Annotated in this window: 25 protein-coding genes and 1 pseudogene; 9 read left to right on the top strand and 17 right to left on the bottom strand. The window is 58.9% G+C overall.

Annotated elements, in window-relative coordinates; translation table 11 throughout:
* Nucleotides 1-339 precede the first annotated feature (339 nt).
* Together BI364_RS09955 and BI364_RS09960 are read left to right on the top strand one after the other, a co-directional pair.
* Nucleotides 340-1,872, top strand: a complete 1,533-nt coding sequence (locus tag BI364_RS09955; RefSeq protein WP_267887980.1) for an ATP-dependent DNA helicase — start codon at nucleotides 340-342, stop codon at nucleotides 1,870-1,872.
* Nucleotides 1,873-2,301: 429 nt separating this feature from the next.
* Nucleotides 2,302-2,589, top strand: coding sequence for a hypothetical protein (locus tag BI364_RS09960; RefSeq protein ID WP_070078602.1), 288 nt, complete (start codon nucleotides 2,302-2,304; stop codon nucleotides 2,587-2,589).
* Nucleotides 2,590-2,806: 217 nt separating this feature from the next.
* Here BI364_RS09960 and BI364_RS09965 read toward each other — a convergent pair whose 3' ends face one another.
* Nucleotides 2,807-6,064: a DEAD/DEAH box helicase gene (locus BI364_RS09965; protein ID WP_070078603.1), complete on the bottom strand. Its 3,258-nt coding sequence runs from the start codon at nucleotides 6,062-6,064 to the stop codon at nucleotides 2,807-2,809.
* Nucleotides 6,065-6,330: 266 nt separating this feature from the next.
* Between BI364_RS09965 and BI364_RS09970 the strand changes: the two genes are divergently transcribed.
* Nucleotides 6,331-7,047 (top strand): hypothetical protein, encoded by a 717-nt coding sequence (locus BI364_RS09970; RefSeq protein WP_070078604.1) that lies wholly within the window; start codon nucleotides 6,331-6,333, stop codon nucleotides 7,045-7,047.
* Between the two features lie 66 nt (nucleotides 7,048-7,113).
* On the opposite strand, the gene BI364_RS09975 is transcribed toward BI364_RS09970, so the two are convergent.
* From BI364_RS09975 to relB, 3 genes are all read right to left on the bottom strand, one after another.
* Nucleotides 7,114-8,817 carry a hypothetical protein gene (locus tag BI364_RS09975; protein ID WP_070078605.1) on the bottom strand — a complete coding sequence of 568 codons (1,704 nt, stop codon included), beginning with the start codon at nucleotides 8,815-8,817 and terminating at the stop codon, nucleotides 7,114-7,116.
* Between the two features lie 128 nt (nucleotides 8,818-8,945).
* The gene (locus BI364_RS09980) at nucleotides 8,946-9,215 is read right to left on the bottom strand and encodes a type II toxin-antitoxin system RelE family toxin (RefSeq protein ID WP_070078606.1); all 270 of its coding nucleotides are present in this window, start codon (nucleotides 9,213-9,215) and stop codon (nucleotides 8,946-8,948) included.
* A complete protein-coding gene (relB, locus tag BI364_RS09985) occupies nucleotides 9,199-9,426 on the bottom strand; it encodes a type II toxin-antitoxin system RelB family antitoxin (RefSeq protein ID WP_070078607.1) in 228 nt (75 codons plus the stop codon). Before relB ends, BI364_RS09980 begins: the two co-directional genes overlap by 17 nt.
* Before the next feature lie 216 nt (nucleotides 9,427-9,642).
* Between relB and BI364_RS17425 the strand changes: the two genes are divergently transcribed.
* Nucleotides 9,643-9,963 carry a type II toxin-antitoxin system RelE/ParE family toxin gene (locus tag BI364_RS17425; RefSeq protein WP_083251298.1) on the top strand — a complete coding sequence of 107 codons (321 nt, stop codon included), beginning with the start codon at nucleotides 9,643-9,645 and terminating at the stop codon, nucleotides 9,961-9,963.
* Complete coding sequence (locus tag BI364_RS09990; RefSeq protein ID WP_070078608.1) at nucleotides 9,950-10,258, top strand: helix-turn-helix domain-containing protein; 309 nt, start codon at nucleotides 9,950-9,952, stop codon at nucleotides 10,256-10,258. Before BI364_RS17425 ends, BI364_RS09990 begins: the two co-directional genes overlap by 14 nt.
* Before the next feature lie 92 nt (nucleotides 10,259-10,350).
* Here BI364_RS09990 and BI364_RS09995 read toward each other — a convergent pair whose 3' ends face one another.
* On the bottom strand, nucleotides 10,351-10,554 hold the full coding sequence (locus tag BI364_RS09995; protein ID WP_070078609.1) for a hypothetical protein: 204 nt from the start codon (nucleotides 10,552-10,554) through the stop codon (nucleotides 10,351-10,353).
* Nucleotides 10,551-10,730, bottom strand: coding sequence for a hypothetical protein (locus BI364_RS10000; RefSeq protein ID WP_070078610.1), 180 nt, complete (start codon nucleotides 10,728-10,730; stop codon nucleotides 10,551-10,553). Before BI364_RS10000 ends, BI364_RS09995 begins: the two co-directional genes overlap by 4 nt.
* On the opposite strand from BI364_RS10000, the gene BI364_RS10005 reads away from it, so the two are divergent.
* Both BI364_RS10005 and BI364_RS10010 read left to right on the top strand, forming a co-directional pair.
* Nucleotides 10,729-11,358 carry an IS607 family transposase gene (locus tag BI364_RS10005; RefSeq protein ID WP_070078611.1) on the top strand — a complete coding sequence of 210 codons (630 nt, stop codon included), beginning with the start codon at nucleotides 10,729-10,731 and terminating at the stop codon, nucleotides 11,356-11,358. The two genes, BI364_RS10000 and BI364_RS10005, sit on opposite strands and share 2 nt — an antisense overlap.
* Nucleotides 11,355-12,557: an RNA-guided endonuclease InsQ/TnpB family protein gene (locus tag BI364_RS10010; protein WP_070078612.1), complete on the top strand. Its 1,203-nt coding sequence runs from the start codon at nucleotides 11,355-11,357 to the stop codon at nucleotides 12,555-12,557. The genes BI364_RS10005 and BI364_RS10010 overlap by 4 nt, the downstream gene beginning before the upstream one ends.
* 123 nt (nucleotides 12,558-12,680) lie before the next feature.
* On the opposite strand, the gene BI364_RS10015 is transcribed toward BI364_RS10010, so the two are convergent.
* The 4 genes from BI364_RS10015 to BI364_RS10030 form a co-directional block, all read right to left on the bottom strand.
* On the bottom strand, nucleotides 12,681-12,866 hold the full coding sequence (locus BI364_RS10015; protein WP_070078613.1) for a hypothetical protein: 186 nt from the start codon (nucleotides 12,864-12,866) through the stop codon (nucleotides 12,681-12,683).
* Nucleotides 12,863-13,255, bottom strand: a complete 393-nt coding sequence (locus BI364_RS10020; RefSeq protein ID WP_070078614.1) for a hypothetical protein — start codon at nucleotides 13,253-13,255, stop codon at nucleotides 12,863-12,865. The genes BI364_RS10015 and BI364_RS10020 overlap by 4 nt, the downstream gene beginning before the upstream one ends.
* A gap of 149 nt (nucleotides 13,256-13,404) precedes the next feature.
* Nucleotides 13,405-13,992 (bottom strand): DUF5983 family protein, encoded by a 588-nt coding sequence (locus BI364_RS10025; RefSeq protein WP_156782702.1) that lies wholly within the window; start codon nucleotides 13,990-13,992, stop codon nucleotides 13,405-13,407.
* Nucleotides 13,985-14,398, bottom strand: a complete 414-nt coding sequence (locus BI364_RS10030; protein ID WP_156782703.1) for a hypothetical protein — start codon at nucleotides 14,396-14,398, stop codon at nucleotides 13,985-13,987. The genes BI364_RS10025 and BI364_RS10030 overlap by 8 nt, the downstream gene beginning before the upstream one ends.
* A 167-nt stretch (nucleotides 14,399-14,565) precedes the next feature.
* Between BI364_RS10030 and BI364_RS10035 the strand changes: the two genes are divergently transcribed.
* Nucleotides 14,566-14,757, top strand: a complete 192-nt coding sequence (locus BI364_RS10035) for a hypothetical protein (RefSeq protein ID WP_156782704.1) — start codon at nucleotides 14,566-14,568, stop codon at nucleotides 14,755-14,757.
* Between the two features lie 455 nt (nucleotides 14,758-15,212).
* Here the strand turns inward: BI364_RS10035 and BI364_RS10040 are convergent, their stop codons facing one another.
* Nucleotides 15,213-15,707: a hypothetical protein gene (locus BI364_RS10040; RefSeq protein ID WP_070078618.1), complete on the bottom strand. Its 495-nt coding sequence runs from the start codon at nucleotides 15,705-15,707 to the stop codon at nucleotides 15,213-15,215.
* Nucleotides 15,708-15,979: 272 nt separating this feature from the next.
* Between BI364_RS10040 and BI364_RS10045 the strand changes: the two genes are divergently transcribed.
* On the top strand, nucleotides 15,980-17,014 hold the full coding sequence (locus BI364_RS10045) for an IS630 family transposase (protein WP_070078619.1): 1,035 nt from the start codon (nucleotides 15,980-15,982) through the stop codon (nucleotides 17,012-17,014).
* Here the strand turns inward: BI364_RS10045 and BI364_RS18680 are convergent.
* The 6 genes and pseudogenes from BI364_RS18680 to BI364_RS10060 all read right to left on the bottom strand — a co-directional run bounded on the left by BI364_RS18680 (nucleotide 17,001) and on the right by BI364_RS10060 (nucleotide 21,286).
* Nucleotides 17,001-17,318: a hypothetical protein gene (locus tag BI364_RS18680; RefSeq protein ID WP_233279651.1), complete on the bottom strand. Its 318-nt coding sequence runs from the start codon at nucleotides 17,316-17,318 to the stop codon at nucleotides 17,001-17,003. The two genes, BI364_RS10045 and BI364_RS18680, sit on opposite strands and share 14 nt — an antisense overlap.
* A 36-nt stretch (nucleotides 17,319-17,354) precedes the next feature.
* A pseudogene (locus BI364_RS18990) lies at nucleotides 17,355-18,715 on the bottom strand (DUF4942 domain-containing protein); the annotation flags it as partial.
* A gap of 67 nt (nucleotides 18,716-18,782) precedes the next feature.
* Complete coding sequence (locus tag BI364_RS10055) at nucleotides 18,783-19,031, bottom strand: phosphate-starvation-inducible PsiE family protein (RefSeq protein WP_070078620.1); 249 nt, start codon at nucleotides 19,029-19,031, stop codon at nucleotides 18,783-18,785.
* Nucleotides 19,013-19,171 (bottom strand): hypothetical protein, encoded by a 159-nt coding sequence (locus BI364_RS17905; RefSeq protein ID WP_156782705.1) that lies wholly within the window; start codon nucleotides 19,169-19,171, stop codon nucleotides 19,013-19,015. Before BI364_RS17905 ends, BI364_RS10055 begins: the two co-directional genes overlap by 19 nt.
* 121 nt (nucleotides 19,172-19,292) lie before the next feature.
* Nucleotides 19,293-19,403 carry a DUF7230 family protein gene (locus BI364_RS19305; protein ID WP_456049106.1) on the bottom strand — a complete coding sequence of 37 codons (111 nt, stop codon included), beginning with the start codon at nucleotides 19,401-19,403 and terminating at the stop codon, nucleotides 19,293-19,295.
* Between the two features lie 152 nt (nucleotides 19,404-19,555).
* Nucleotides 19,556-21,286, bottom strand: a complete 1,731-nt coding sequence (locus tag BI364_RS10060; protein ID WP_070078621.1) for a cobaltochelatase CobT-related protein — start codon at nucleotides 21,284-21,286, stop codon at nucleotides 19,556-19,558.
* Between the last annotated feature and the right edge of the window lie 230 nt (nucleotides 21,287-21,516).

Raw genomic sequence — 21,516 nt, forward strand, 5'->3', positions numbered from 1 at the left:
TTGTTTGCGAACACGGACGACTCAAGCGCGAGTGCAAATTTTGTGAGAAGGACGCAGAAATTGCTCGCCTGCACTCTGAAATTGAGGCCCTGCAAGCGTGCCGTATACCGACTGAACCCACGACGGAGATGGTCCAGGCCGGCGTGTCCTTCGCTCTGCGGACATCGGTCGGCGATAGCTGGCATCGGTACATTAGCGATCTTTACCGGCACATGATAAGGCACGCGCCAAACCAACCACAGATGCGCTCCACACCTGCGCTGCGCTCGGGCGACGGACATGATTCGAACGACTTCTAATATGGCGGCTGCATTGGCACCGCAGGCACCTCCCGTGTCGATGAATGCAGATCAGGCGCGCGCGTTCGAGGCCCTGCGCCGCTTCATGCGGGGGCCGCCCGGGGAATGCGTGCTCAAGGGCTATGCCGGTACCGGCAAGACCTGGCTGCTGGTGCAGGCGGTGCTGCTGGCAGCCGAACTCGGCATCAAAACCGCAGTTTGCGCACCGACCCACAAGGCCGTCGCCGTCATTCGTGACAAACTGGACGCTGCGCTCGCCAGCGCTGGCAAAACCAGCGACCAGATAGCCATCCGGACGGGCACCCTGCATGCGTTGCTGGGTCTGCGTCTCAAAGAGGACCGATTCGGCGCTTATCGGGTGGAAATCGACAGAAACCCCGGCAACGAATACTTCGACGATTACCCGTTGGTCGTGATCGACGAATCTTCCATGGTGGGCGACACCCTGCTCTATCACATACATGAAGCGATGCAGGACAGCGATGTTCGGGTGCTCTATGTCGGCGATCCGGGACAGTTGCTGCCAGTCGAGGACAAGCCCGATAAAAACGCCGGCACGAGCGCTTTGCTGGCGAGGCTCCCGCCCGTCTTTGAAACCGTTTCCATGCAGCACGAGCTGAACGAGATCGTGCGCCAGAAAGCGACCGGACGCCCCCATCCGATCGTGCAGTTCGCCCAAGTCGTCCGTGGTTATATCGAGGGTGACACAGAGGGCGTGTTTACGCCGGAACGCGTCCGTGAATATGTCGTTCGGCAAAGCGATAATCTGGCTGGCCGGGTCCGCATCGCCTCGGTTTCGGATGTCGGAGCAGGACTCGTCAAGCTCAGGCGCGCGAGGCCCGATCAAGATATTCGCGCCGTCGCATGGCGCAACCGCGTCGTCGACCAGCACAACGCCTTCGTGCACCGGGAACTGGCCGACCTGTACGAGAGCCAAGAAGGCACGGGTGACGCACCCTTTTGGTCCGGCGAAACGATCATCGCGCGCGAGATGCTGCATGCGTTCCCCGCCGGATGCGGCAGCGAGTGGCGAGACGAACTATTCTGGGAGGCGATGCTTTCGCCCGGGAAAACATCATATGGGCATGGCAAAGCCAAGCGCAAAGAACGGGAAAAAGCCGCGGCCGGGTTCAAACCCATTTCCATTCAGAACAACACTGAAATGATCGTGCGCGAATGCCGTGCGATGGAGCACCCTTATCTGCATATCCCCAGCTGGCGAATACTGACCTCGACTTCAGAGGACGGCGAGGTCGAATTCTATATCGCCGACGATGCGGACGAGCATACCCGCATCAAGACAGCAACCTGGGCGCATTACCGCGAGCAGCAAAACCACCGGCTGCGCGAAGAAGAATTCGGCCGGGCCTGGGCGGTGACGCGCGCCTGCGCGCCGGTCATGCACGGCTATGCCATGACCGCGCACAAATCGCAGGGCAGCACATTTTATTGCTCGATTGTCGATGTCCGCGATCTGTATGGCATGGTCCGCAAGTCCGGCGCCGAAGATTATCATCGCGCTCTCTATGTCGCCGTGACTCGGGCGAGTGATTATGTCTGGCTTTGTATTTGAGCCCGAGCCGCCTTGTCCGGAATCCGCCGCATCGTCGAGCAGGTCGTGGCCGATATGACGGCAACCGGCGAGCCGGTGCCGCAGCCTTGGGATTCAAAAACCATGCGGCGCTGCGTGCAGCCCTTGCCGGCCGCGCAACCGCAGAGGCGCAGAAGCCGAGTAATGCCCGGCTGGTGCAGCGCCTGCGGCAATTCGGCTACGCCGCACCCGACGACCTGCGGCTGCCGAAGTTCAAGCGCTCCTATTCGCCGTTCAAGACCTTCCCGCTGCGAACGCAGCGCAGCGCGCGCTGGTGGGTCTGGCGAAATCTGATGGTGTCGGCTTGTCAACGCTGGCCTCGAACAGCGCCTGTTCGGGCTGTCGGAAGGCGAGAACTGGCCCGGTGGTGCCGAAGACAGTCATCACTGCGAGCGCAGCACCCATCGCTTCGTGTTCGATGGGGATCTGCCGGCGGTCGCCAGTGTGGATGCGATCAGCGGCGGCGAGCTTTCCATCAATGTTGTTCTCAAGCCTCAGAAAGCTGACATTCAGCCGGAGTGGTATTGCGATTTGAGCAGTGGGGACGCGGTGGCTTCTGGTAGGGTGGAGCGGCACTTGGGTGCCTGGCTTCAGGATGGTGGCGAGGATGTTCACTGCAAGCGTGCGTTGCAGTCGCGCATTGCAGATGTTGGGATCGAGCCTGCGGGTTACTCCGATCAGGGCAACTTCTTCATGTAGTTGACCTGCGGCGTAATAGCAGTCTCGGAGCAGGGGCGTGTCGGCGCGATGCGCCGCCGGGCTTTCGGACTGCGCCCCATGCCGTCTTTGCCGTCACAACCATTCGGCTTCAATCCCTCACGCCTTCGTGCCTATGGCGCTGCGGCTTCGCTTGCCTCCAGCGGATCTATGCAAGACCCGCACGCGCATCGCTCCCAGCCCAGCACGATTACTAAGGTTAGGGCGCCACTATCGCTTCGCACTCGGGAAGGCACTGGAGCGGCAAGAGATCCATGACATCGCGAAACAGCGACCGGTTCTGCCAGTCGTTCCGGTCGCCGATAACATAAAAACGTCGCTTGGCCCGCGTCGCTGCCACATTCAGCAGGTTGGGCTCTGAGACCGCCCAATCTCGTGCGCCAGAACCTTCGGTATTGCCGCCCAGCACCATGATAACGACTGGAGCCTCCTTGCCCTGCATGGCGTGGATGGTTCCGGAAACCATCGAGTCACCGAGCAGGCGTTTGAGGTTTTCCTGAACAGCCTTGAAGGGCGTGATCACCGAAATTTCGGCCGCATCCACGCCATCCACGCGCAACAGGGCGAGCAGCGCCCGCAAGGCCTCTCCTTCGGCCGGCACCCAGTTCCCGTCGGATGCTCCGCTGGCGTGAATCCATCCCGTCGGCAGGCGGGCGCGCGTCTCTTTGTCGGCGCGCGGTGCGAGGGTGCCATACACCATGGCACCGTCGTAGGCGATACGGTTGGCCAGCCTGTACATCGGCTTGTCGCAGCGCCGATGCACGACCAATGGCAACCCCACCCACGTCTTGCTGTCGGCTGGCCCCGCCAGGCGGCCCCATGTCGTGGCCTGATCCGCCAAGGTCTGCGCGGACTGTCTGTTGGGGAGCCAATGCGCATCGACGCGATAGCGTGTGCGCATGTGTTCCAGCACAGCGTCGGACACGGTGACGATGGGCTTGATTTGCAGTGGATCGCCCACCAGCAGCGCGCGTCGGGAGCGCCACAGCGCACCCACCGCCGCTTGCGGGAGGGCCTGTCCGGCCTCATCCACCAGCAGCCAGCCGATCTCCCCCGGCCCCAATGAGCGGAAAGAGCTTGCGAACGAGGCAAAGGTGCTGCTGAGTACCGGCACGACCATGAACAACGAGGCCCAAACCGAGCGAATCGCCTCGCGCGAGAATCCCTGCAGGTGCGCGCCGGTCAACATCGCGTTGATCAGAAACAGGTTGAAGCGCATCCGTGCCGCCTCCAGCTCGAAGAATGTCCGATGTAGCTTCAGTGCCTGAATGAAGACACGCGCTCGGGCCTGTCGCCAGCCCTCGATGTGCCAGGGTTCGGCCAGTTCGATGGCGTCGCCACGGCCGATCACGCCGTCGCGCAGCCATGCCAGTAGATGGTCGGCTCGACAAGCGCTAGCCAAATCGCTGGCCTGTTGCGTCAGGGATTGATCTTCCGCCCGCATTTTTTTCAACGCCTGCTGCGCATTGGCGATCTGCCTATCCAGTTGCTGCCTGGAGTCCTCGAATTGCTTGGCAAGCCGTGCGATGCGGTCGAACTCAGCCTTGGCGAGGCCATGCCGGTCTTGCAGCAGTTTCAGCGCAGTGTTCCAGGTGCGTGACGCTCCCCACAGACTGCATAGGTTCGCCCAGAACCCTGGTTTGCTGGCCTGGTGTTGGGCAAGCGCCTCCAGCGCATGTTTGAACGCCGCATTGGCGGGACGACCTTCATCGGCATCCAGGCGTGCCTGTTGTTCCGCCGTGTGCGCCAAGCGCTTTTCAAGCGCCTGCACGGTGGCAGTCGTTTCGGTGATCTTCTTCCTGGTCGTTTCCAGCGTCTGGATCAGAGCGCGGATGCGGGAGGCTTCGGCGCATACCAAGCGAACCTGCGCCTTGGCCTTCTCGTACTCGGCGACCGCCTGCTGCCACAGGGCTTGGCGTTCTTCCGGCCTGCGCTCCTTGTTGCGCTGGCTGTGCTCGCCCAACCATGCCATCAGGCCTTGCGGCGCTTTCTTCAGCGGTTGCTGAGATGCTTGCTGATCATTGGTCTCGGCAGCGGTGGCCGGGCCGGCAAACAGGGTCTTGGCGACATTCTCATCGTCGATTTCGTCGCTGGCTTCCTCGTTGTTGTCCACCTTGTCTTGGCCGGCCGCTGGACTCTGCCCATAGAAGTAGCGGTCTACGAACGCCTTGCGCCGCGCCTTGCTGCCCAGCGCACCAGAGATCAATCCCCAGGCCGGCTTGCCAGTGATCAGCTCACCCAGGTCGGCGAAGTGCTCGGCCTCGGGCAGCCAGTTCTCGTCGATCTTGTCGCGCTGGGGCAGTTCAAGGGTGACGTTCTCCACGGCGCCGTTGTTGGACGAAGCGACCACGATCTCGAAGCCGTACAGCGAAGGATTGAGCTTGAAGGCAGCCCGCTCCTTACCGCCATCGTTGCCGGTTTCGCGCGCGTTGCTGGCAAAACCGTCGGATGCGCGGCGCAGCGTGGCAAGCACGTCCGCCCGGCTGGTGATGATGGCGGCTATCAAATCGCGCAGCAGGGTCGTTTTGCCCGTGCCCGGCGGGCCATTGACTCCTAGAAGTCCCTGTCCGTCAGCGAGCTTGGACAGAACGGTGTTCACGGCCAGTTGCTGGGAATGCACAAGCCCCAGGTGCCGTTCGGAGGGCCAGCAGCTATCGGCATGGGCCTGCGGCATAAGCCGCTCGATCAGCGATGGGGAGGCGTCGTCGCTGTCGATATGCAGCCGCAGTTGCGGATCGTGGCGGCGCAGGTATTGGTTCAACGCTTCGCTCGCCACGCCCTTGCTGAGGCTGTCAGCAACGGTGGCTAGGTCGTCGAGCAGGAAGCTGTTGAGCGGATCGTCCTCCGATGCGGGCTTGTCGGGTTTGACAGGTTGGGAACAAAATCGCAGTGGCGGGCGCTCAATAGTCGCAAAGAAATCCGCCACGCCGAGAAACTGCAGCACCCACCGGGTGAAGTCCCGCAGCGCATCGCCGGAGACCTGGCCTTGTAGCTGCGTTCGCGCCTGCTCGGCGGCGGCCCGCTGATCGTCCTCGAATCCGCGTGTCCAGTCCTTTCTCGCCAGCGCCCGTCCGAGGAACCAGGCCTCGCTGGAGAGCACGAAACTATCTTCCACCAGTTGCCCGCGCATGGTGAACTTCGCGGCGAACATCGCAGACTCTCGGTGCTGTGGTTCGCGGTAGCCCTGGTCGGCGCCGTACAGTTTCTGGAGCGCGGCGGCGACGAGCCGGCTGTCGTACAGGTGTGCATAGAGCCTATGGCTCCATTCGCGCTTCTCGGGAAGCGCCTGCTTGCTAACGATGCTCTGGGGTGCCCAAGGAGGGATAGGGCGCGTGCAGGGCGTATCGTGAAGGAATGCACCATAGGCGCTGCTGCGTTTTTTGATCTTGGGGGCCGATTGCGGCTGCAGCAACTCGACTGCATGCCAGTACCGGACGATGTTCTCGGGCTCCTTCAAAATGCCTTTCCTTTCTTGTTCTTGGTTTGCTTCACGGTCTACTCTGCGTGGTATTTACTGTCCATCGGCATGAATTGTCATGGATGTCGAGTCCCCTTGCCACCCCCCATCGGCCGCCCTGACGCTGGCGGGTCGCGGACCGTCCATGGTTGCTTCTGGGGATGAGTCAGCGCGAAGCTTTCCGGCGATACGACCTGAGCTTGCATTCCCCCTCTCCCGTGCGATCCTAACCCTGTCCAAGAACACGATACACAGGAGAGAACACCATGATCCGCCCGCTCGCCCTCGCCGCCGCCCTGCTCGGCCTGCTCGCCCTCGGCGGCTGCGCCTTCAACCACGGCGTCACCCTCAACAACCCGCCCCCGGCCGCCAAGACCGCCTTCCTCAAGGGCCGCGCCTTCACCGTCGGCAAAGTCACCGTCGCCCCCGACGCCCGCCCGGTACACGAAACCGTCTACCACTGCCTGCCCGACCCGATGTACGCGAAGATGATGAAGTACAACCTCGAACTCGCCTTCCAGCGCGCCGGGCTGACTCAGGGCAAAGGCCCCGCCGTGCCGGTGAACTTCGAGATTACTTATCGAGCGTTCAAGGACAACATCGCTCAGGGGCTTGGCCCCTCCGGCCTTGTCGGAACCCTCACCTTCGCGGGGTTTCCGGTGATCATGCATATTTACGGGGTGGGCGGTGCCGGTTGGTTCAACACAGGTCCCTATTGGACGCGGCAACAACGGATCATGCCGGCCATGGCTGCAGCGATTACGGGTGGGCTGAAAGGTGTGCAGCACGGTAAGAGTTTCTACAGCAACCTGGATTTTTTCGGGTCGGATTCGGTTGGCGGATATTTCGGCGACAAAGGCGGATTCACCCACCACATCGTTACCCTGCCCTATCCGATGACGGTCAAGGAGTACGAGCAGATCACGGGCAAGTCGGCCGCGCAGCTGGCGGCGATCTGCAAGGCGAGGATCGCCGGGAAGTAACTTTCCAGGGAAGGAACGCAAAGGGCCGGGAGCACCCCGGCCCTTTTTGTGGAAGCAACCAGCCCCTTACGGCGCAGGCGGCAGTGCGCCGTAGATCGAACTCGACTGCCCGTTGGTGTACTGCCGGGTGATGCTGTCGGGCGTGTCGGGCGTCACGTTGTCGGCGCCTTTCAGCGTCGTGCGCGCCTGACTGCCGAGCGATCCGGGCGCGGTCAGCTGGTCGCTCGTGGTCGCGTTGGTCAGCGCGCCGATGACGCCGTTCGAACCGCCCGAGACGTTCGGGTTGCTCGCCTGCGCCGTGGTCGAGGTGCCCGCCGTGACGTTGGCCGAGTCCAGCGCCGCGATGTAGGCCGCGAGATTGTACTGCGAGACCGCGGCGCTTCCGGTCTTGCTGTTGCCGTTGCCCGCTAGGGAGCCCCACTGCGACTTGACGCCATAGGCCGCGCCCGCATTCGGCGTACCGGCGATCCCCAGGAACCCGGTGTCGTACAGCAGCGAGGCAGCGGCCGAGAAACCCGCCCCCGCGAGCGCGCCACCGGCAAAATCAGCCGAAAGGCCCGCAGCGGTCATGGCCTGGGTTGTGGCCAATACGGCCCCACTGCCAGCTACCCCAGAAGTCAACGCATACGCCGCCAATCCTCCCGTCACTGCGCCCAGGGCGACGGCAAAGACGGCCATCGTAAACAGCGAAAATCCGCTCTGCGACTGGCTGTACTGATACACCGGCCAGGAACTGGTATCCAGCCCGATCGGGTCGGCGCCCTGGTGGATGTACTCGACCCCCGCCGGGATCGTCAGCGCCGCCCAGTCCTGGCCCTTGTAGGTCATCGAGGACACCCCGCCCTCGGTCGTCGTGTCCGACCACAGCTGCGCTTGCTGCTTCGCTTGCGACAGCGAACCGGCGGTCATCGGCGTACCGCTCACCGGATTGCACAGCGGCAGCTTGTAGCCGGTGGTGAACCCGCCCGGCACCTCGCCAGACGGCAGCACCAGCGTCCAGATCGGCTTCGCGTCGTAGGTCACCGTCTCCTTGGTGTGCTTGACAAACAAGTTGCCCGACGACTGCGTGCTCACGTGCGGCGTCACGTCCATGGTCGCGATCAGCCCGCGCTGCGCGCTGAATTTGCGCAGCACCATGCCCACCGCCGCGTAGAAACCGTTCACGCCGGCATTCACGAAGGCGTAGGGGTCGCTCACCGTCGGGTTGCCGGCATTGCCCGGCACGAACTGCCAGAACGGGTTGTTCTTGTCGTAGCCGTAGGACAGGATGATGCCGTCCTCCGGCGCGAACGGCATCTGTTCGACCAGCACCTGACCGTTGACCCGGATGGCCCGGTCGATCCAGATCCGGCCCACGGAGGTCTGCGGGTCGTAGAAGGCCATGACCACCGGCGCCGCACCCATGGACTCGAAGTCGATGCGGCCATTGAGGTCCTTCTCGGGCACCTTGAGCAGAATCGCCCCGGTCAGGTTGTCGACGTAGGCGATGCCGGCGTCCATCGCCTTGAGGCTGTGCTTGCCCTGCAGGGTATTGTCGACATGGTGGGCGACCGCGCCCCACTGGTTGTAGATCGGCGTCGAGTCGTCCATGCGCTGCTCCGTGTTGGTCACCTGGCACTGGCCGAAGTAGTCGATCCCGTCGTGGAACGCCGGCGGCGCCGCGTAGGACGCCACCGGCAGCGCCAGCATGGACAACAGCGCCGCGCCCGTCAGCGTGCCGGCAGCCGTGCGGTAGAGGGTCTTGTGAATCGATCGAATGAGGTTGTGCATGGCGAGATCTCCTTGTGGAAGATCCCATGATCCATGGGCAAACCACCGCGTAGTAACCCAAATAACCCTAAATAGCGCGAACATTCGGGTTTTTTGCGCGCTCTATGCGCCCGGCAGCCTCGCGCGGCTCAACGGTATACGTGCCGCCTGTTTCCAATTCTCAGAACGAGAACGCAAAGTTCGGCGTCCTCGATGCTGGCGATAACGCGATAGTCGCCAACCCGGTATTTCCAGAATGCGCCCAGCTTGGCCCCTTTCAGCGCTTCGCCAATGCTTCGCGGGTCATCCAGCTGCGCCAGGCGGTCATGCAAGAAAACGAGAATGCGGCGCGCGATCTGCGGATCGAGTTTGGATAGTTCGCGCTCGGCCGATCGCTCGAACTTAACCGTCCAGACCATACCGCGCCATCAGATCATCAAGCGAAACAGCGTCCGACTTGCCTGCGCGCAGGTCTACAAGACGTTGCTCGGCGAGGTATACGTCTTCGAGATCATCAAGGTGATCGATGATCGCTTCGGTGGCGTAGAATGTCTTGCTGCGTCCCGTGCGCGCCGCCAACTCGTTAAGCCTGGCTTCAACATCGCTGGGGAGTCGGATTGAAATCGGCATGGTCTCGCTTTCCGCTCAAATGCGATACAAGTATCGCTCAAAGGGCCGCGCTCGTCAAATCTGCCGGCGAGACAGAGCAGGAAACTTTTCTGACCCCCAAAAAAGTATCCGAATTATCTGGTTGAAAGCCTCACCGGCACATCACTTCCGTATCTCTAACTAGATGCCGGGTAAGCGTGGTTGCCAATCCTACGGCAATGCCGTATATTATTCGTTATGTTCACGCTCATCGAATCTCCAATTTTTACCCGGCTGTGGCCGGACTACTGGACTGAAGAAGAGCGTGGTGAATTTGCAGCTTGGTTGGCCGAGAATCCTGAAGCTGGAGATGTAGTTCCAGGTTCAGGAGGTGTGCGGAAGGTTCGTTGGTCACGGGCCGGTCAAGGCAAGCGTGGTGGCGTGAGGGTTATTTACTTCTGTCAAACTGGCGAAAGCCTGATTTGGCTGCTAACCATCTACGCCAAGTCTCGTCAGGAGAATGCACCAGCACATATTCTCCGAGGATTGCGGCAGGAGTTGATCGATGGACAAGAGTGAAAAGGAACTGATTGAGCGTGATCTCAAGCGAGACGTTTGGCAGGAAACCTTAGATGCAGTTAAGAGCATCAAGGCCGGGGAGGTAGGTACTGTTCGCACAGTGGAATTATCCCCGGTCGTGGAGGCTCGCCGCAAATCTGGCTTGCCGCAGTCTCAGTTTGCTGAGCTTTTAGGTGTGTCTGTCCGTACTCTCCAAGATTGGGAGCAGGGTCGTAGGCAGCCAAGTCGAGCTGCTGTATCTCTAATTCAAATTGCCAGGCAGCGGCCTGATGTACTCCGTGAAGTTTTTGGCTGAAAAGCCTTGGCAACTGGTATCCAGTCTCAACCAGATAATTTGGATACCCAAAAAAAAGCGCGCCCCGAACTGGTCGGAGCGCGCTGGATGAACTAGTCGCCGATGGCGGACCAAACGGCCCAAGCCAAAACGATAACGACAATGGCGGCGGCCACAGCCCCTAGGGGTGTGATGCCGTGCATCAGTTTGAAAATGGCCGCGTAAATAACACCGTGGATCATGGCTGAGCCGATCGCATGGCCCAGCCAGTGGCTATGATAGCCGCCATGGTGCCAATAGACTTTGCGATAACTCATGTCGAGCCTCCGGTGACGTGATCGGCATTGAGTTTGTCGCTCAGCGCCTGCAGACCATAAACCAGGTCGTTGGCCCGGTCGATCAGTGCCTGCACGTCGATCTTGTAAGCTGCCGGGGCTTGAGCAGTTAAGCAATTACTTGCTCGATATTGCGCGTTCATATACAATTTGAACATGTCTAGTAAGATGGTCAGTATTCGCGAAGCCGCCGAGTTCCTGGGCGTCGTGCCTCAAACGCTGCGGCGATGGGAACGCGAAGGCAAACTTTTGCCCGATGAACGCACACCGGGCGGACGCAGGCGCTATGACCTTGCGCGGCTGCGTCCTGAGCAGTTTCGTGCGGATGATGCGCCACGTCGAACCATCGCCTATGCCCGCGTTTCAAGCCACGACCAGAAAGACGATCTGGAACGCCAAAAGCAGGTGCTGGAACTGTACTGCGCCCGCCAAGGCTGGACGTTCGAGGTCATTGCCGATCTGGGTTCCGGCATGAACTATCACAAGAAGGGCTTGAAGCGCCTGCTCAATGCCATTCTTGCCGGGAATGTCGGGCGACTGGTCATCAGCCACAAAGATCGGCTGCTGCGCTTCGGCGCGGAACTGGTGTTCGCCATCTGCGAGGCCACAGGCGTTGAAGTGGTGATACTCAACCAGGGCGAGGATACGACCTTCGAGGAAGACTTGGCCAAGGACGTGTTGGAAATCATCACTGTGTTCTCGGCACGACTGTATGGCAGCCGCTCACGCAAGAACCAAAAGCTGCTCGATGGCGTGAAGAAGGCCGTTGACGAGGCGCAGACATGATCCTCGCCCACAAAATCGCGCTTGACCCGAACAACGCGCAGGCGACCTACTTTGCCCGCGCAGCAGGCACGGCCCGCTTTGCCTACAACTGGGCGCTGGCCGAATGGCAGCGCCAGTACGCGGCATGGAAAGCCGACAACAGCCTGTCCAGGCCATCGCAAGCGGCGCTGCGCCGACAATTAAACGCCATCAAGCGCGAGCAATTTCCGTGGATGCTCGAAGTCACCAAGAACGCCCCACAGATGGCCATCATCCAGTTGGGACAAGCGTTCCAGAATTTCTTTGCCGGTCGCGCCCGTTATCCGCAGTTTCGCAGGAAAGGCGTACACGACCGTTTCACGCTCACCAACGACCAGTTCGCCATCGACGACTGTCGCATACGCATCCCCTATATCGGTTGGGTGCGCATGCGCGAGCCGTTGCGCTTTGCGGGCAAGATCCTGTCGGCCACAATCTCCCGGCTGGCCGACAGGTGGTTCGTCAGCATTGCCGTGGATGTACCCGACGCTTCACACCTACCCAAAGCCGAAAACCAAGGCGCGGTGGGCGTGGATTTGGGCGTCTCGGCACTCGCGACGCTCTCGACGGGAGAAACCATCAACGGCCCGAAGCCACACAGGGCGCTGCTGGCCCGGCTGCAACGGCTCTCGCGTAGTCTGAGCCGTAAACAGAAGGGATCAGCGAACCGGCACAAGGCCAAAGCTAAACTGGCCCGACTGCACGCCCGCATTGCAAATATCCGCAATGACGCCCTACACAAGCTCACGTCCGACCTCACGCGCCGGTTCCATACCATCGGTATCGAGGATTTGAACGTGCGCGGCATGATAAAGAACCGCCGTCTGTCCCGTTCAATCGCAGACATGGGTTTCTTTGAGTTCAGGCGGCAACTGGAGTACAAGGCGGCGATGCGAGGTGGCGTGGTCGTGGTGGCGGATCGTTTTTTCCCGAGCAGCAAGATGTGTTCAACTCCCGTCTGTAAATACACGCTGGATGACCTTGCATTGTCGGTGCGTCAGTGGACATGTCCAGAATGCGGCACAGTCCACGACCGTGACGTGAATGCCGCGATCAACTTGAAGAACCTGGCGGTGAGTTCCACCGCATCAGCCTGTGGAGAGGCGGGCACTGGCTCCGGTCGCAAGACCGGAGTGAAACCCGCCTCGACGAAGCAGGAAGTCAGCTTTGTTCCTGTTTGATCAGGAATGAGTAAGTCTGATGGAACGGCAGCTTTCTGCATATCCACCAGGTCGTTAACCAGAAAGACAGCCGAATGGCGGCTTTTGGTGCAGGTCTCTTCCAGAAGATTCATATCTCGATCCTCAGTTAGGCAATTTGCCGATGAGCCCGCGGTACCTCCCCCATCGTTCGGGATAGCGATTGACCAATGTTTCGAGGTCGCTATTGGTTAGCGGGTTGGTTGGATGCCGGGCCAGTTCCATCACGTGCCGGTCGGCTTCTGCGATACGCTTGTGCGCTTCCCAGAAAATCTCCTTTTGCGTTTTCATCGTTCAAGTCCTATTGCCAGGCGGGCTTTTTGGTATGCTTCAAAAAGAAGATCAGGCGAGAACCCATCGGATGGATTTTCCGGCTTGAAAGCTTCAACGAGATCTTCGCACGCCTTTCGTGCGAAATTTTCCCGCCTCATCTGAATCACCGATGCGTCCGGTTTCGGAAAAGCCTCGACAGCGGATTCGATATTGAATTCCAGGGATGAGCCCTCGACCTCATCGAATTCGTCGTAGAGCAACGGCATTTCAGGCGTATCGTCCCATATCGTGCCTTCGTCGAAAGCGTTCGCAGCTTTCTCAAGGGCTTTTTCTTCGTTTTCGGCCTCGATGCCCACATGCACTTCGTGAGCGTAGTCGAGTGAATACGAAACAACGTACTTCGTCATTGGATCTCTCCTGTTCTGTTAATCGATCATGTCATGGCCGGCATGCGGTCCGGCGGCCGTTGGAGTGTTTTTTTGCCGCATTTTTTCGTCAAAAAAACATGGGCGCCAAAGGCGCCCATGAGGATATGGATTGGTTTTTTCAGAAAGGCTTAATTGATCGTATGCGTCGAACAGGAATCTTCTTCACAACACTGGATATCCGGAATCGGTTCTGCATCCGCATCCAGGTTGAGAATGTACGCGCCGTTGGACATGGCGTAACGAATCAGACCGGACAGTTCATCGCTTGCGCCGAGCGCGGGGTCCAGGTAAACGAAATCTTCGTCGTCAAGCAGTTCCGGCAGAAACAGCGTCCAGCCATATTCGTGCGAAACAGTCCTGGGAAATCCGGCTTGGTTACGCGCGGCCATGTCGTCCAAGAGCTTGATATCGGAAGGCGAGAGGTGCGCGGTCGAAGCATCGACCATAGGCACCACGCCGGCCGGCAGTGTCTCGTCTGGCAGGTTGTTTGCCAACGCATCCAGCGTTGTCGCCAGTGCCTCACGATAGGCCTGAGAATCGATATCGAATCCAGCGCGCTGTTGCGCCAGTACCATGGATTCCAGTGCATCGATTGCGGCCGCCTCCGGCGACCCCGGTTCCAGTCCTTCATGCAATGTCTCGAGACTGAGTACGATGTCTTCCGGAATGTCCGGCATTACACGAATGTTCTTGCATTGCTTGCATCCATCACACATCGCCGATCTCCTTGAGCAGAAGCCGAGCGGCTTCGATGTAATTCATCAACGCCTGGTGAGACTCGATATAGCCGCCATCCGGTCCTTCGCATTCGGCTGTCGGTCTCCCCTGATCGCAGTCCCATTCCCACAGCGGCAAGTCTGCAATGGATTCGACAAACCGACGCATTTTCTTTTCGGGGGACAGTACCGCATATGTCTCGTCACTGAATTCGGCGACAGTCGCTTCATACCCACATCGAGGACACTTACAGCTGGACACATCCGTCCAGTTGTGATCACCGAATGTTTCGCTGCCATCGTCATGCACTACGCACATAACGTTGGTCGCGATATGAAAAGGCCAGAAGCTTCCGCAGTTCTGGCACTGCATGCCTTCAAGGCAGTTTGTGTTTGGATTTTCCATCTTGCCTCCAACGAGATTTTATGCCGGTAAGCGCCGGCATTCGCCTGTAAACGTTTTCGGGGCGGAGGCAACCCTGAAAACGCGCCCCGATAAGGGGCGCAGGCGTATATTGCATCTATCCTTTTATGCGCTATGCTTCAAGCAACATGAAATATGAGATGTATCACATGCCAGATCTCGAACTGATAAAGGGCCATCGAGACCAAGCCGTAAAACGGCTCGGCGAGTGCCTGCTTGAAAGCTTACGACGCGCTTCACAAAAAGATCGTGCTGATGCTGAACGTGAAATGCTCAACATCGATCGCCGCCTATCGAAAAAGGCAACCCTTGTTAGCGTTCAACGCGGCGAGCAGCCATAGACTCGACCCTGGCTAACATTTCTTCATCGATCAAGCGTATAGCCCTCTTGATTTCAGGCCGCAAATCCGAACTTTTGAGTTTTGCATAGAGAGAGACCAGATATTCCCTGTGTGACAAAAGGGATTCTTCGGTTGCGTTTTCGATTAGCGCATAAAATTCCTGCCAGAATTCACGATTCACTGTGTGCCTCCAAAATGAATATTGGATGCCGGTAAGCGCCGGCATTCGCCTGTAAACGTTTTCAGGGCGGAGGCAACCCTGAAAACGCGCCCCGATAAGGGGCGCAGGCGTGTTCAACTTTGCTTTGTTTTGCTTCGATGACTATAGGTCCGCTCTAGCGCGCGCAACCGCGTGCGGGCCTTGACGTAGGCCGGTGTGGCCTTTCTATGTTCTAGCTTGAGCAAACGTTTCCTGGCAACGCGAAGGCGTTCCAGCAGGCTTTTGTCTCTCCTGTTCATGCGCGTTGATCCATGAGGCTGGCCGCGCCCACGGTGGCTTCGTAACGATGTTTTGAACCACGCTTTGTGAGCAGCAGCTTTACCTGACCTTTGGGGAATCTCGCTGTTATGACGCCGCTGCTGAAACGCTGGCTTCCAAGTTGCAGATTGCGATATTTCTGACCCACCCTGACGTTCAACGTGGCGGCTGCAACCTCGTTTCTGGTGTCTGCGCGCCACTGTTCGACGCAACGCCTGGCGTAATAGACCTCCATGCCTCTGATGCCGTTTTCGACGCTTTTCAGTTCCGGGTCGTTCGGGTAGGCGAAAGTCTCACCCATCCGTTTCTCGACATAGCTGAAAACATCCGTTGTGTAAAACAAACCTTCGTCGAGCGCTTCTGTAATCACGGCCATGAGTATGAGCCGTTCGGGTTCGGATTCTCGACGTTCGTTTTGAATGTCGTTCCAAATCATAGATGCCTGATTGGTGTTCTCTGGGAATGGATACATGACAGTCATCCTCTTGAATGCGCGGCCTTGCGGTCGCGCGAATTAGATTGCTGAATGTTTTCCCGCGACGAAGCGCGAGAGAGAAGGCCGCGAGAGTCTGCGGCGGGACGTGAAATCCATTCCGAAATCGCCGGACGGCGTCTTTGGAAAGGCCCGAGCGCGCAAGGCGCTCGGGTGATGTTTCAGGCAGCGAACAGATCGTTCTGCCGATGAGTTACTCATAAGTCAGTAGATTAGGGAACAAATGGCGTCGACTTCGATCATAATTGGGTATGAAGAACGATGGACGGACATTGACCCGCGAGACGCTGGAAGCGATGCGCTTCATGGCGCTGGAGCGGATGGCGGAAGGCGAATCGCCGGCAGCGGTCTCGGCGTCGTTCGGGATGCACCGGACTTGGGCGTACAAGGTACGGCTGAAGGCGCGCGGGCGCGGCCAAGGCAAGCAGGCCCTGCAGTTGCGGCGGGCCCCCGGGCGGCGCCGGAAGTTGACCGATGCCCAAGGACGGCAAGTGTTCCGGTGGGTCAACGGCAAGAACCCGCGGCAGTATGGCTTCGACTTCGGTTTATGGACACGCCAGATCGTGCGCGAACTGATCGCACAGCGATTGGGCGTTTCGCTGAGCTTGGCCTCAGTGGGCGCGTTGCTGGCGCGGGTCGGCTTGACTGCGCAAAAGCCACTCCAGCGTGCGTATCAGAGGGACCCTGACGCGATCGAGCGCTGGCAACGGGAAACCTATCCGGCGATTGCCCGCCAAGCCAAGCGGGACAAGGCCGATATCTATTTTTGGGACGAGTCAGGTTTTCGTGCCGACTCGGTGCATGGCAAGACATGGGGCGCCAAAGGACACACGCCGGTCGTCTCGGTGCCCGGACAGCGTCAAGGGATCAGTGCCGCCTCGGCGGTCAGTGCCAAGGGGGCGTTCTGGTTCGCGACTTACAAGGGCGGCTTGAACGGCGACCTGTTCGTGACCTTCCTACAGCGCCTGATGCGCGGCCGACGCAAGCCGCTGCATCTGATCCTCGATAATCTGCCTGCGCACAAGACCCACGCCGTCAAAACGTATGTCGCCAAGTCAAAGGGCAAGTTGACGTTGCACTTCCTGCCCGGCTATGCCCCCGAACTCAATCCCGACGAGCTGGTCTGGAGCCACGCCAAGCGCACGGGCAATGCCCGCCGGCCGTTGCGTGCCGGAGAACGTCTGGAAGATCGCATCCAGTTTCAACTCGCCAACATGGCCGCACAGCCGAATCTGATCCGCTCGTTCTTCAGGCATCCAAGTGTTGCCTATATTACTGACTGCTGAGTAATGCGGGCAAATCCCGTTTTTCGTGCTCGATGACCGTGTCGATATCGATACCCTTTTCTTTCTGGATATCTTTCAGGATCTCATCGAGCAATGCGTTAGCTTTAGCCTGGTTTTCAGAATCGGCCGTACGAGACACCTCGCGAATCAAGCCATTCCAGAACGTCCTGTTCCCAGGATGCGCTTTAGCCCGACGGCAAACTTCCTTGTCGAACTTCTCGGCGTTTTCGTACTGCAGCCAGAATGACTTGTCGACGCGTTCATCTTCCGGCGGCAGCCATTGCCGATGTCTTCCGACAATCATGTTCAGTCGGTCGATATGCTTCCTGTTACCGGGGAAGAAATGAATGGTGCCCGTCCCAGGGTAATAGCGAATGTCGAAGAAATCGCACGAAAGCCTGTTGCCGGCCGCGAGTTCTGCGTACTGCGAATTAAAAAGATCCACCAGCCCGAAATGTTTTGCCTGTGGATTGCCGTCCAGTAGCGCAAAGGCCTTGTCGAAATCCTCCAGCTTGTTTTTGGCCTCCCAATCCAGGGCTTTGCCGGAATAATTCGGCTTGAAATAAGGCAGCACAAAACGCGTGCCCTTGATGCGCATACCGCAAGTGCGATGCTTGTCGTTGGACTTCCATCCGCGATAATGCACGCGATTTCCCGTGTGATACTTTGTGATCTCGTCAAAGATATCGCACAGCATTTCAACCTGGATCCCCCCTGATTTTCGACAAGACCAGAGAGAAAACCGCGAACATTGGCCACGGTAAAGTCCAAATCTTTGATTTCTTCGAAGCGTCGAGCGAATTCAGCCTTCATACCGGCTGTCAGCCGCGAGTTGATCTCAGTCATCCGAAGAATGTTGGCCCAGGCCGAGTTCTTCAGTTTCTGATATCGATCATGCAGCGCATCCCTGACCCACTCGGCTGAACGATGATCTCTTACATCGCCCTGCTCGCCGACGATCTGCTCGAACGTGGGACCGAGCAGATTCTGGTAATACTCGGCGCGGGCTTCCGCGCGCACCAGTTCCTGCGTGGCCACCCAGGCCGCATTGAATGCGAGCACTGCGTTTTCGATGTTTGAGTTCGGAATCGCCAAATCCTGATGACAATCGATCTCGATGCCATCCGCCGCTCCGCTGTCTTTGCTGAGATCGGCCAGCAATGTTCCCAGTAAATCCCGGCTGTCCGCCTTCTTTTCAAGGTGCACCAAGGCGATGTCGACATCGGTTTTGCGTTCGGCATTCGTGAAAGCGCCTTCAATGAACTCCACGCTGCCGTGATCTTCAATGAGATTGAGCAGATGCTGACGCTCCTGGCTAAACGGATTGCGTATCGTTTCAGCATTGAGAATCGCTACAATCTCTCCATGCCAAAGAATGTCCCAGGCATGCAAAACATGCTTGACGCCTTCGGCAAAGGGCGGGTTCATGATGATGTGAGAATACTGGGCGCCCTTGTCGTAAGACAGGAAGTCCAAACCCAGCACGGTCGCGCCGAGTTCGCGCAATCTTGGATGATGCCGCATGTCGATCTCGAGACAGTCGAAGTTCCGACGATACTCGTATTTATTCGGCATCCTTTCGAGCAAAGCTCCGCTTCCTGCTTCCGGCTCCAGCACGCGCTCGAACCGTCGATTGCGAAACAATGCCCACGCGCGGTCCGCCAAATCCGGCGGCGTTGGATAAAACTGATTGTCGATCATAAAAGTCTCCTGAACGCGGAGACACAGCCCAGCGGGACTGTGCCCCGCTGGGGTTGATGATGTCGGCTCAAGTCAGCCTGTAAATTTTCCCGGTCAACCAGCGCCCACCAAGGAGCGCCAGGAAGACGCCGATGAGGACGCCGGCACCCATGGGGGTGACATGGCCCGTGTAGGTCTTGTCGATGATTTCTCGCGCGATGAAAATCAGGCACACGTCCAGCAGAAACGCCAGGCGCAAGGCATGCTCCATCGCCCAGGTCGCACTCATCCAGGCGAGTTCAATCAAGGCAAGCGAGGTCAGAACGTCAGTGACCATCGAACGAATGTCGAGCGGATTGCTCGGGGGATGGCCAGATCGATGGCCACATGAACGAGACCGATCAGCGCCATCAGTTGCAGCAGCACCGACGCGACCCACATGAGGATCGCCGTGCCCCAGTAATGCAGTTTCTGCATGTATTTTCTCCCTGTGTTCCGCGATAACGCCGCGGAGACGTGAAAATGGGAGGCGGTGTCAAACCGTCTGCGATCATCCGTCTGCAAGGAGACAGGTCCGGGATATCCGGGCCTGCTTGGTTTACCGGCCTCTGCAGGCCTTGCGATTTCTCTGCTTCTTCTTGTCCTGAACCACTCGCGGCCGAAACCGTGGCGTACGGACTTGCTTGGCGACCGGGTTCCTGCGTTTCATCAGTAATTCCTCAACCGTTTTGCATGAGTTTTATCCGAATTTTGCTTTATTGAGTTATCCGGCGATGACCGCGCCGGAGCGGTATCAATCTTTTCGCAGCGCGAATGCGCTCTGGAAAGATCCCCGGCCGAAGCCGGGGTAAGGAAAAGACGTTATGCAGCCGCCATCAGGCGCGAACGCAAGGCGGACAGCACCGCTTCTGCGATCTGCGTGGGATTGGACAGCACGGAATAACGCGGGCAGAACTGCTGGACCGCATCCGCGCCGATACCCAGCCCATAGAGTTCGATGCCGGAATTCACCACACGCTGCGCAACTGCCTGGGCCGCCGGTAGATTGTTCGGCATCCCATCGGTTGCGATCATCAGGAGCTTGCGCTCCTCGCGTCTGGCTGCCAGCCTCAACCCGGCATGCCACAAGGCTTCCGCCGTCGGCGTGCCGCCGCTGGCGGCGACGCCGCCAATGATGGCGTGGGCGGTTTGCAGGGGCTGCTCGAAGTGCTTGAGGATGTGAACGGAACTGCCTGCAAATGCCAGCAGTTCGGTTTTGACGTTGATGATCTCGTTGACTTCCGCCAGCACGATCAACGCCTGCTTCGCCAGCAGGATTTCCTGTCCAGCCATGGACCCGGAACAATCCAGCACCACGGAAACCGCGGGGTATGGCAACGGCCGCTTGACCTTGTGACGATAGATGCGCCGATCGCCCATCAGGGCTCGATGAAGACGCCGACTATCCAGGCGGCCTTCCTCACTAACCATTTGACGGCGACGAGTCATCGACTGATATTCGGCGACGATGCGCCGCTGCAGTTCGCGGGTTTCGCCCCACACGGTCTCTTCCAGCTGATGATAGGCATCGGCATTCTTGCCGCCAAAACCATCATGTAGCGACTCGCCGGCCGTGAAGCCGCCTTCGGCTTCCGCCGTCGCCTCATTGATGGCCTGCTCGGCCGCTTTCGACCGATCGAGCAACGATTTGACTTCCGGGTTGTCATTCATCATTGCCCGGATGGCTTCTCCGCCGCCCGCGCCGTGGCCGCCCGTCTGCGCTTTTTCGTCACCAGCGTTCGGCGCGTTCTGACCAGAATCGTCGCCAGACGGCTGTCCTCCCGATGCAGGTGCGCCGGAATCGTTTTCAGTAGCGTCGTTGGAGGCGCCGCTTCCATTGTCGTTTCCGGCTTGATTGCCTTGAGCGCCCTGATGTTGTTGGTCTTGCTGCTGCTGTTCTTCATCGGCTTCGTCAGCGATTTCCTCGAGTAGTTTCTCGATTTTTCGCGTCAGTTTGAAACCGGCTTCGGTCGAATCGACCGAATAAAGATGCTGCGACAACAGGGCGTTAAGACGCACCCTTCCGTTTTCGCCCAGGGCTTCTTCGACGGGCTTGATCAGAGGTGCGTGAAGCTTCTCCACGTCGTGCCCTAGCACGTGCATCCTGCCCCAGGTGTCCACGTAGTGCGTCAACGCGGGACCCGGTGCGAGGGTGCTGGACGGCGCTTTTTCATCTTGCGCCATGTATTCCACCGAAAGTTTCAGGTTTTCACGGCAACCCAGGTATTCCTCGCCCAGGCGTCGTTCGATGAAGGTGTCCTCGATGGCATTGTGCAGGTTGTGTACGAACTGCCGACGCTTGGGGTCGACACTCCCCAGCTGCTTTTCGGCTGCAGAGAAATCCGTATAAAGCACATGCCCGCATTCGTGGTCGATATCTCCCGTGATGATGCGGGTCTGGCGTTCATCGGCGTCCAACGGCAACGGGTTCGAATAGATTGTGTTCCCGTCGGTCCGTGGTGGACCCCTGAAAACAAGCTTGATGCCTTTTTGCCCGGTCAGCGCCCGACACACGGCCGGTAACGAGCGAGCAAGATTCTTCGCCTTGTTCATGGGCGATTCTCCTTACGGTGTGCGCGCCGGATAACGCCGGCGCTCGTGGTTGAAATCCCAAACCGATACAGGGAACGGCCTGTATGGGATAGGGACAACAGGAGGCAGAGCAGGAAGGACCCGGTTGAGACGAACGCGGGCTGATTTATGGAAAATTAAAGTCGAATGTGCTTTAAGGCAGGCGATTATTTCACCCGAAAAGCATGAAGGGCGCCAAAGCGCCCTCCATG

The organism is Acidihalobacter yilgarnensis (genome assembly GCF_001753245.1).
Classification (GTDB): domain Bacteria; phylum Pseudomonadota; class Gammaproteobacteria; order DSM-5130; family Acidihalobacteraceae; genus Acidihalobacter; species Acidihalobacter yilgarnensis.

Bases quoted from the DNA above. Each gene is read 5' to 3' on its own strand.
- BI364_RS10025 (WP_156782702.1), bottom strand. From the start codon at position 13,992: ATGTGTGATGGATGCAAGCAATGCAAGAACATTCGTGTAATGCCGGAC.
- BI364_RS18680 (WP_233279651.1), bottom strand. From the start codon at position 17,318: ATGATTGTCGGAAGACATCGGCAATGGCTGCCGCCGGAAGATGAACGC.
- BI364_RS10035 (WP_156782704.1), top strand. From the start codon at position 14,566: ATGCCAGATCTCGAACTGATAAAGGGCCATCGAGACCAAGCCGTAAAA.
- BI364_RS10040 (WP_070078618.1), bottom strand. From the start codon at position 15,707: ATGTATCCATTCCCAGAGAACACCAATCAGGCATCTATGATTTGGAAC.
- BI364_RS10045 (WP_070078619.1), top strand. From the start codon at position 15,980: ATGAAGAACGATGGACGGACATTGACCCGCGAGACGCTGGAAGCGATG.
- BI364_RS19305 (WP_456049106.1), bottom strand. From the start codon at position 19,403: ATGAAACGCAGGAACCCGGTCGCCAAGCAAGTCCGTACGCCACGGTTT.
- BI364_RS10020 (WP_070078614.1), bottom strand. From the start codon at position 13,255: ATGACGAAGTACGTTGTTTCGTATTCACTCGACTACGCTCACGAAGTG.
- BI364_RS17425 (WP_083251298.1), top strand. From the start codon at position 9,643: ATGTTCACGCTCATCGAATCTCCAATTTTTACCCGGCTGTGGCCGGAC.
- BI364_RS09975 (WP_070078605.1), bottom strand. From the start codon at position 8,817: ATGCACAACCTCATTCGATCGATTCACAAGACCCTCTACCGCACGGCT.
- BI364_RS09970 (WP_070078604.1), top strand. From the start codon at position 6,331: ATGATCCGCCCGCTCGCCCTCGCCGCCGCCCTGCTCGGCCTGCTCGCC.
- BI364_RS09990 (WP_070078608.1), top strand. From the start codon at position 9,950: ATGGACAAGAGTGAAAAGGAACTGATTGAGCGTGATCTCAAGCGAGAC.
- BI364_RS10005 (WP_070078611.1), top strand. From the start codon at position 10,729: ATGTCTAGTAAGATGGTCAGTATTCGCGAAGCCGCCGAGTTCCTGGGC.
- BI364_RS09995 (WP_070078609.1), bottom strand. From the start codon at position 10,554: ATGAGTTATCGCAAAGTCTATTGGCACCATGGCGGCTATCATAGCCAC.
- BI364_RS10000 (WP_070078610.1), bottom strand. From the start codon at position 10,730: ATGTTCAAATTGTATATGAACGCGCAATATCGAGCAAGTAATTGCTTA.
- BI364_RS10010 (WP_070078612.1), top strand. From the start codon at position 11,355: ATGATCCTCGCCCACAAAATCGCGCTTGACCCGAACAACGCGCAGGCG.
- BI364_RS10055 (WP_070078620.1), bottom strand. From the start codon at position 19,031: ATGGTCACTGACGTTCTGACCTCGCTTGCCTTGATTGAACTCGCCTGG.
- BI364_RS09955 (WP_267887980.1), top strand. From the start codon at position 340: ATGAATGCAGATCAGGCGCGCGCGTTCGAGGCCCTGCGCCGCTTCATG.
- BI364_RS17905 (WP_156782705.1), bottom strand. From the start codon at position 19,171: ATGCAGAAACTGCATTACTGGGGCACGGCGATCCTCATGTGGGTCGCG.
- BI364_RS09980 (WP_070078606.1), bottom strand. From the start codon at position 9,215: ATGGTCTGGACGGTTAAGTTCGAGCGATCGGCCGAGCGCGAACTATCC.
- BI364_RS10030 (WP_156782703.1), bottom strand. From the start codon at position 14,398: ATGGAAAATCCAAACACAAACTGCCTTGAAGGCATGCAGTGCCAGAAC.
- BI364_RS10015 (WP_070078613.1), bottom strand. From the start codon at position 12,866: ATGAAAACGCAAAAGGAGATTTTCTGGGAAGCGCACAAGCGTATCGCA.
- BI364_RS10060 (WP_070078621.1), bottom strand. From the start codon at position 21,286: ATGAACAAGGCGAAGAATCTTGCTCGCTCGTTACCGGCCGTGTGTCGG.
- relB (WP_070078607.1), bottom strand. From the start codon at position 9,426: ATGCCGATTTCAATCCGACTCCCCAGCGATGTTGAAGCCAGGCTTAAC.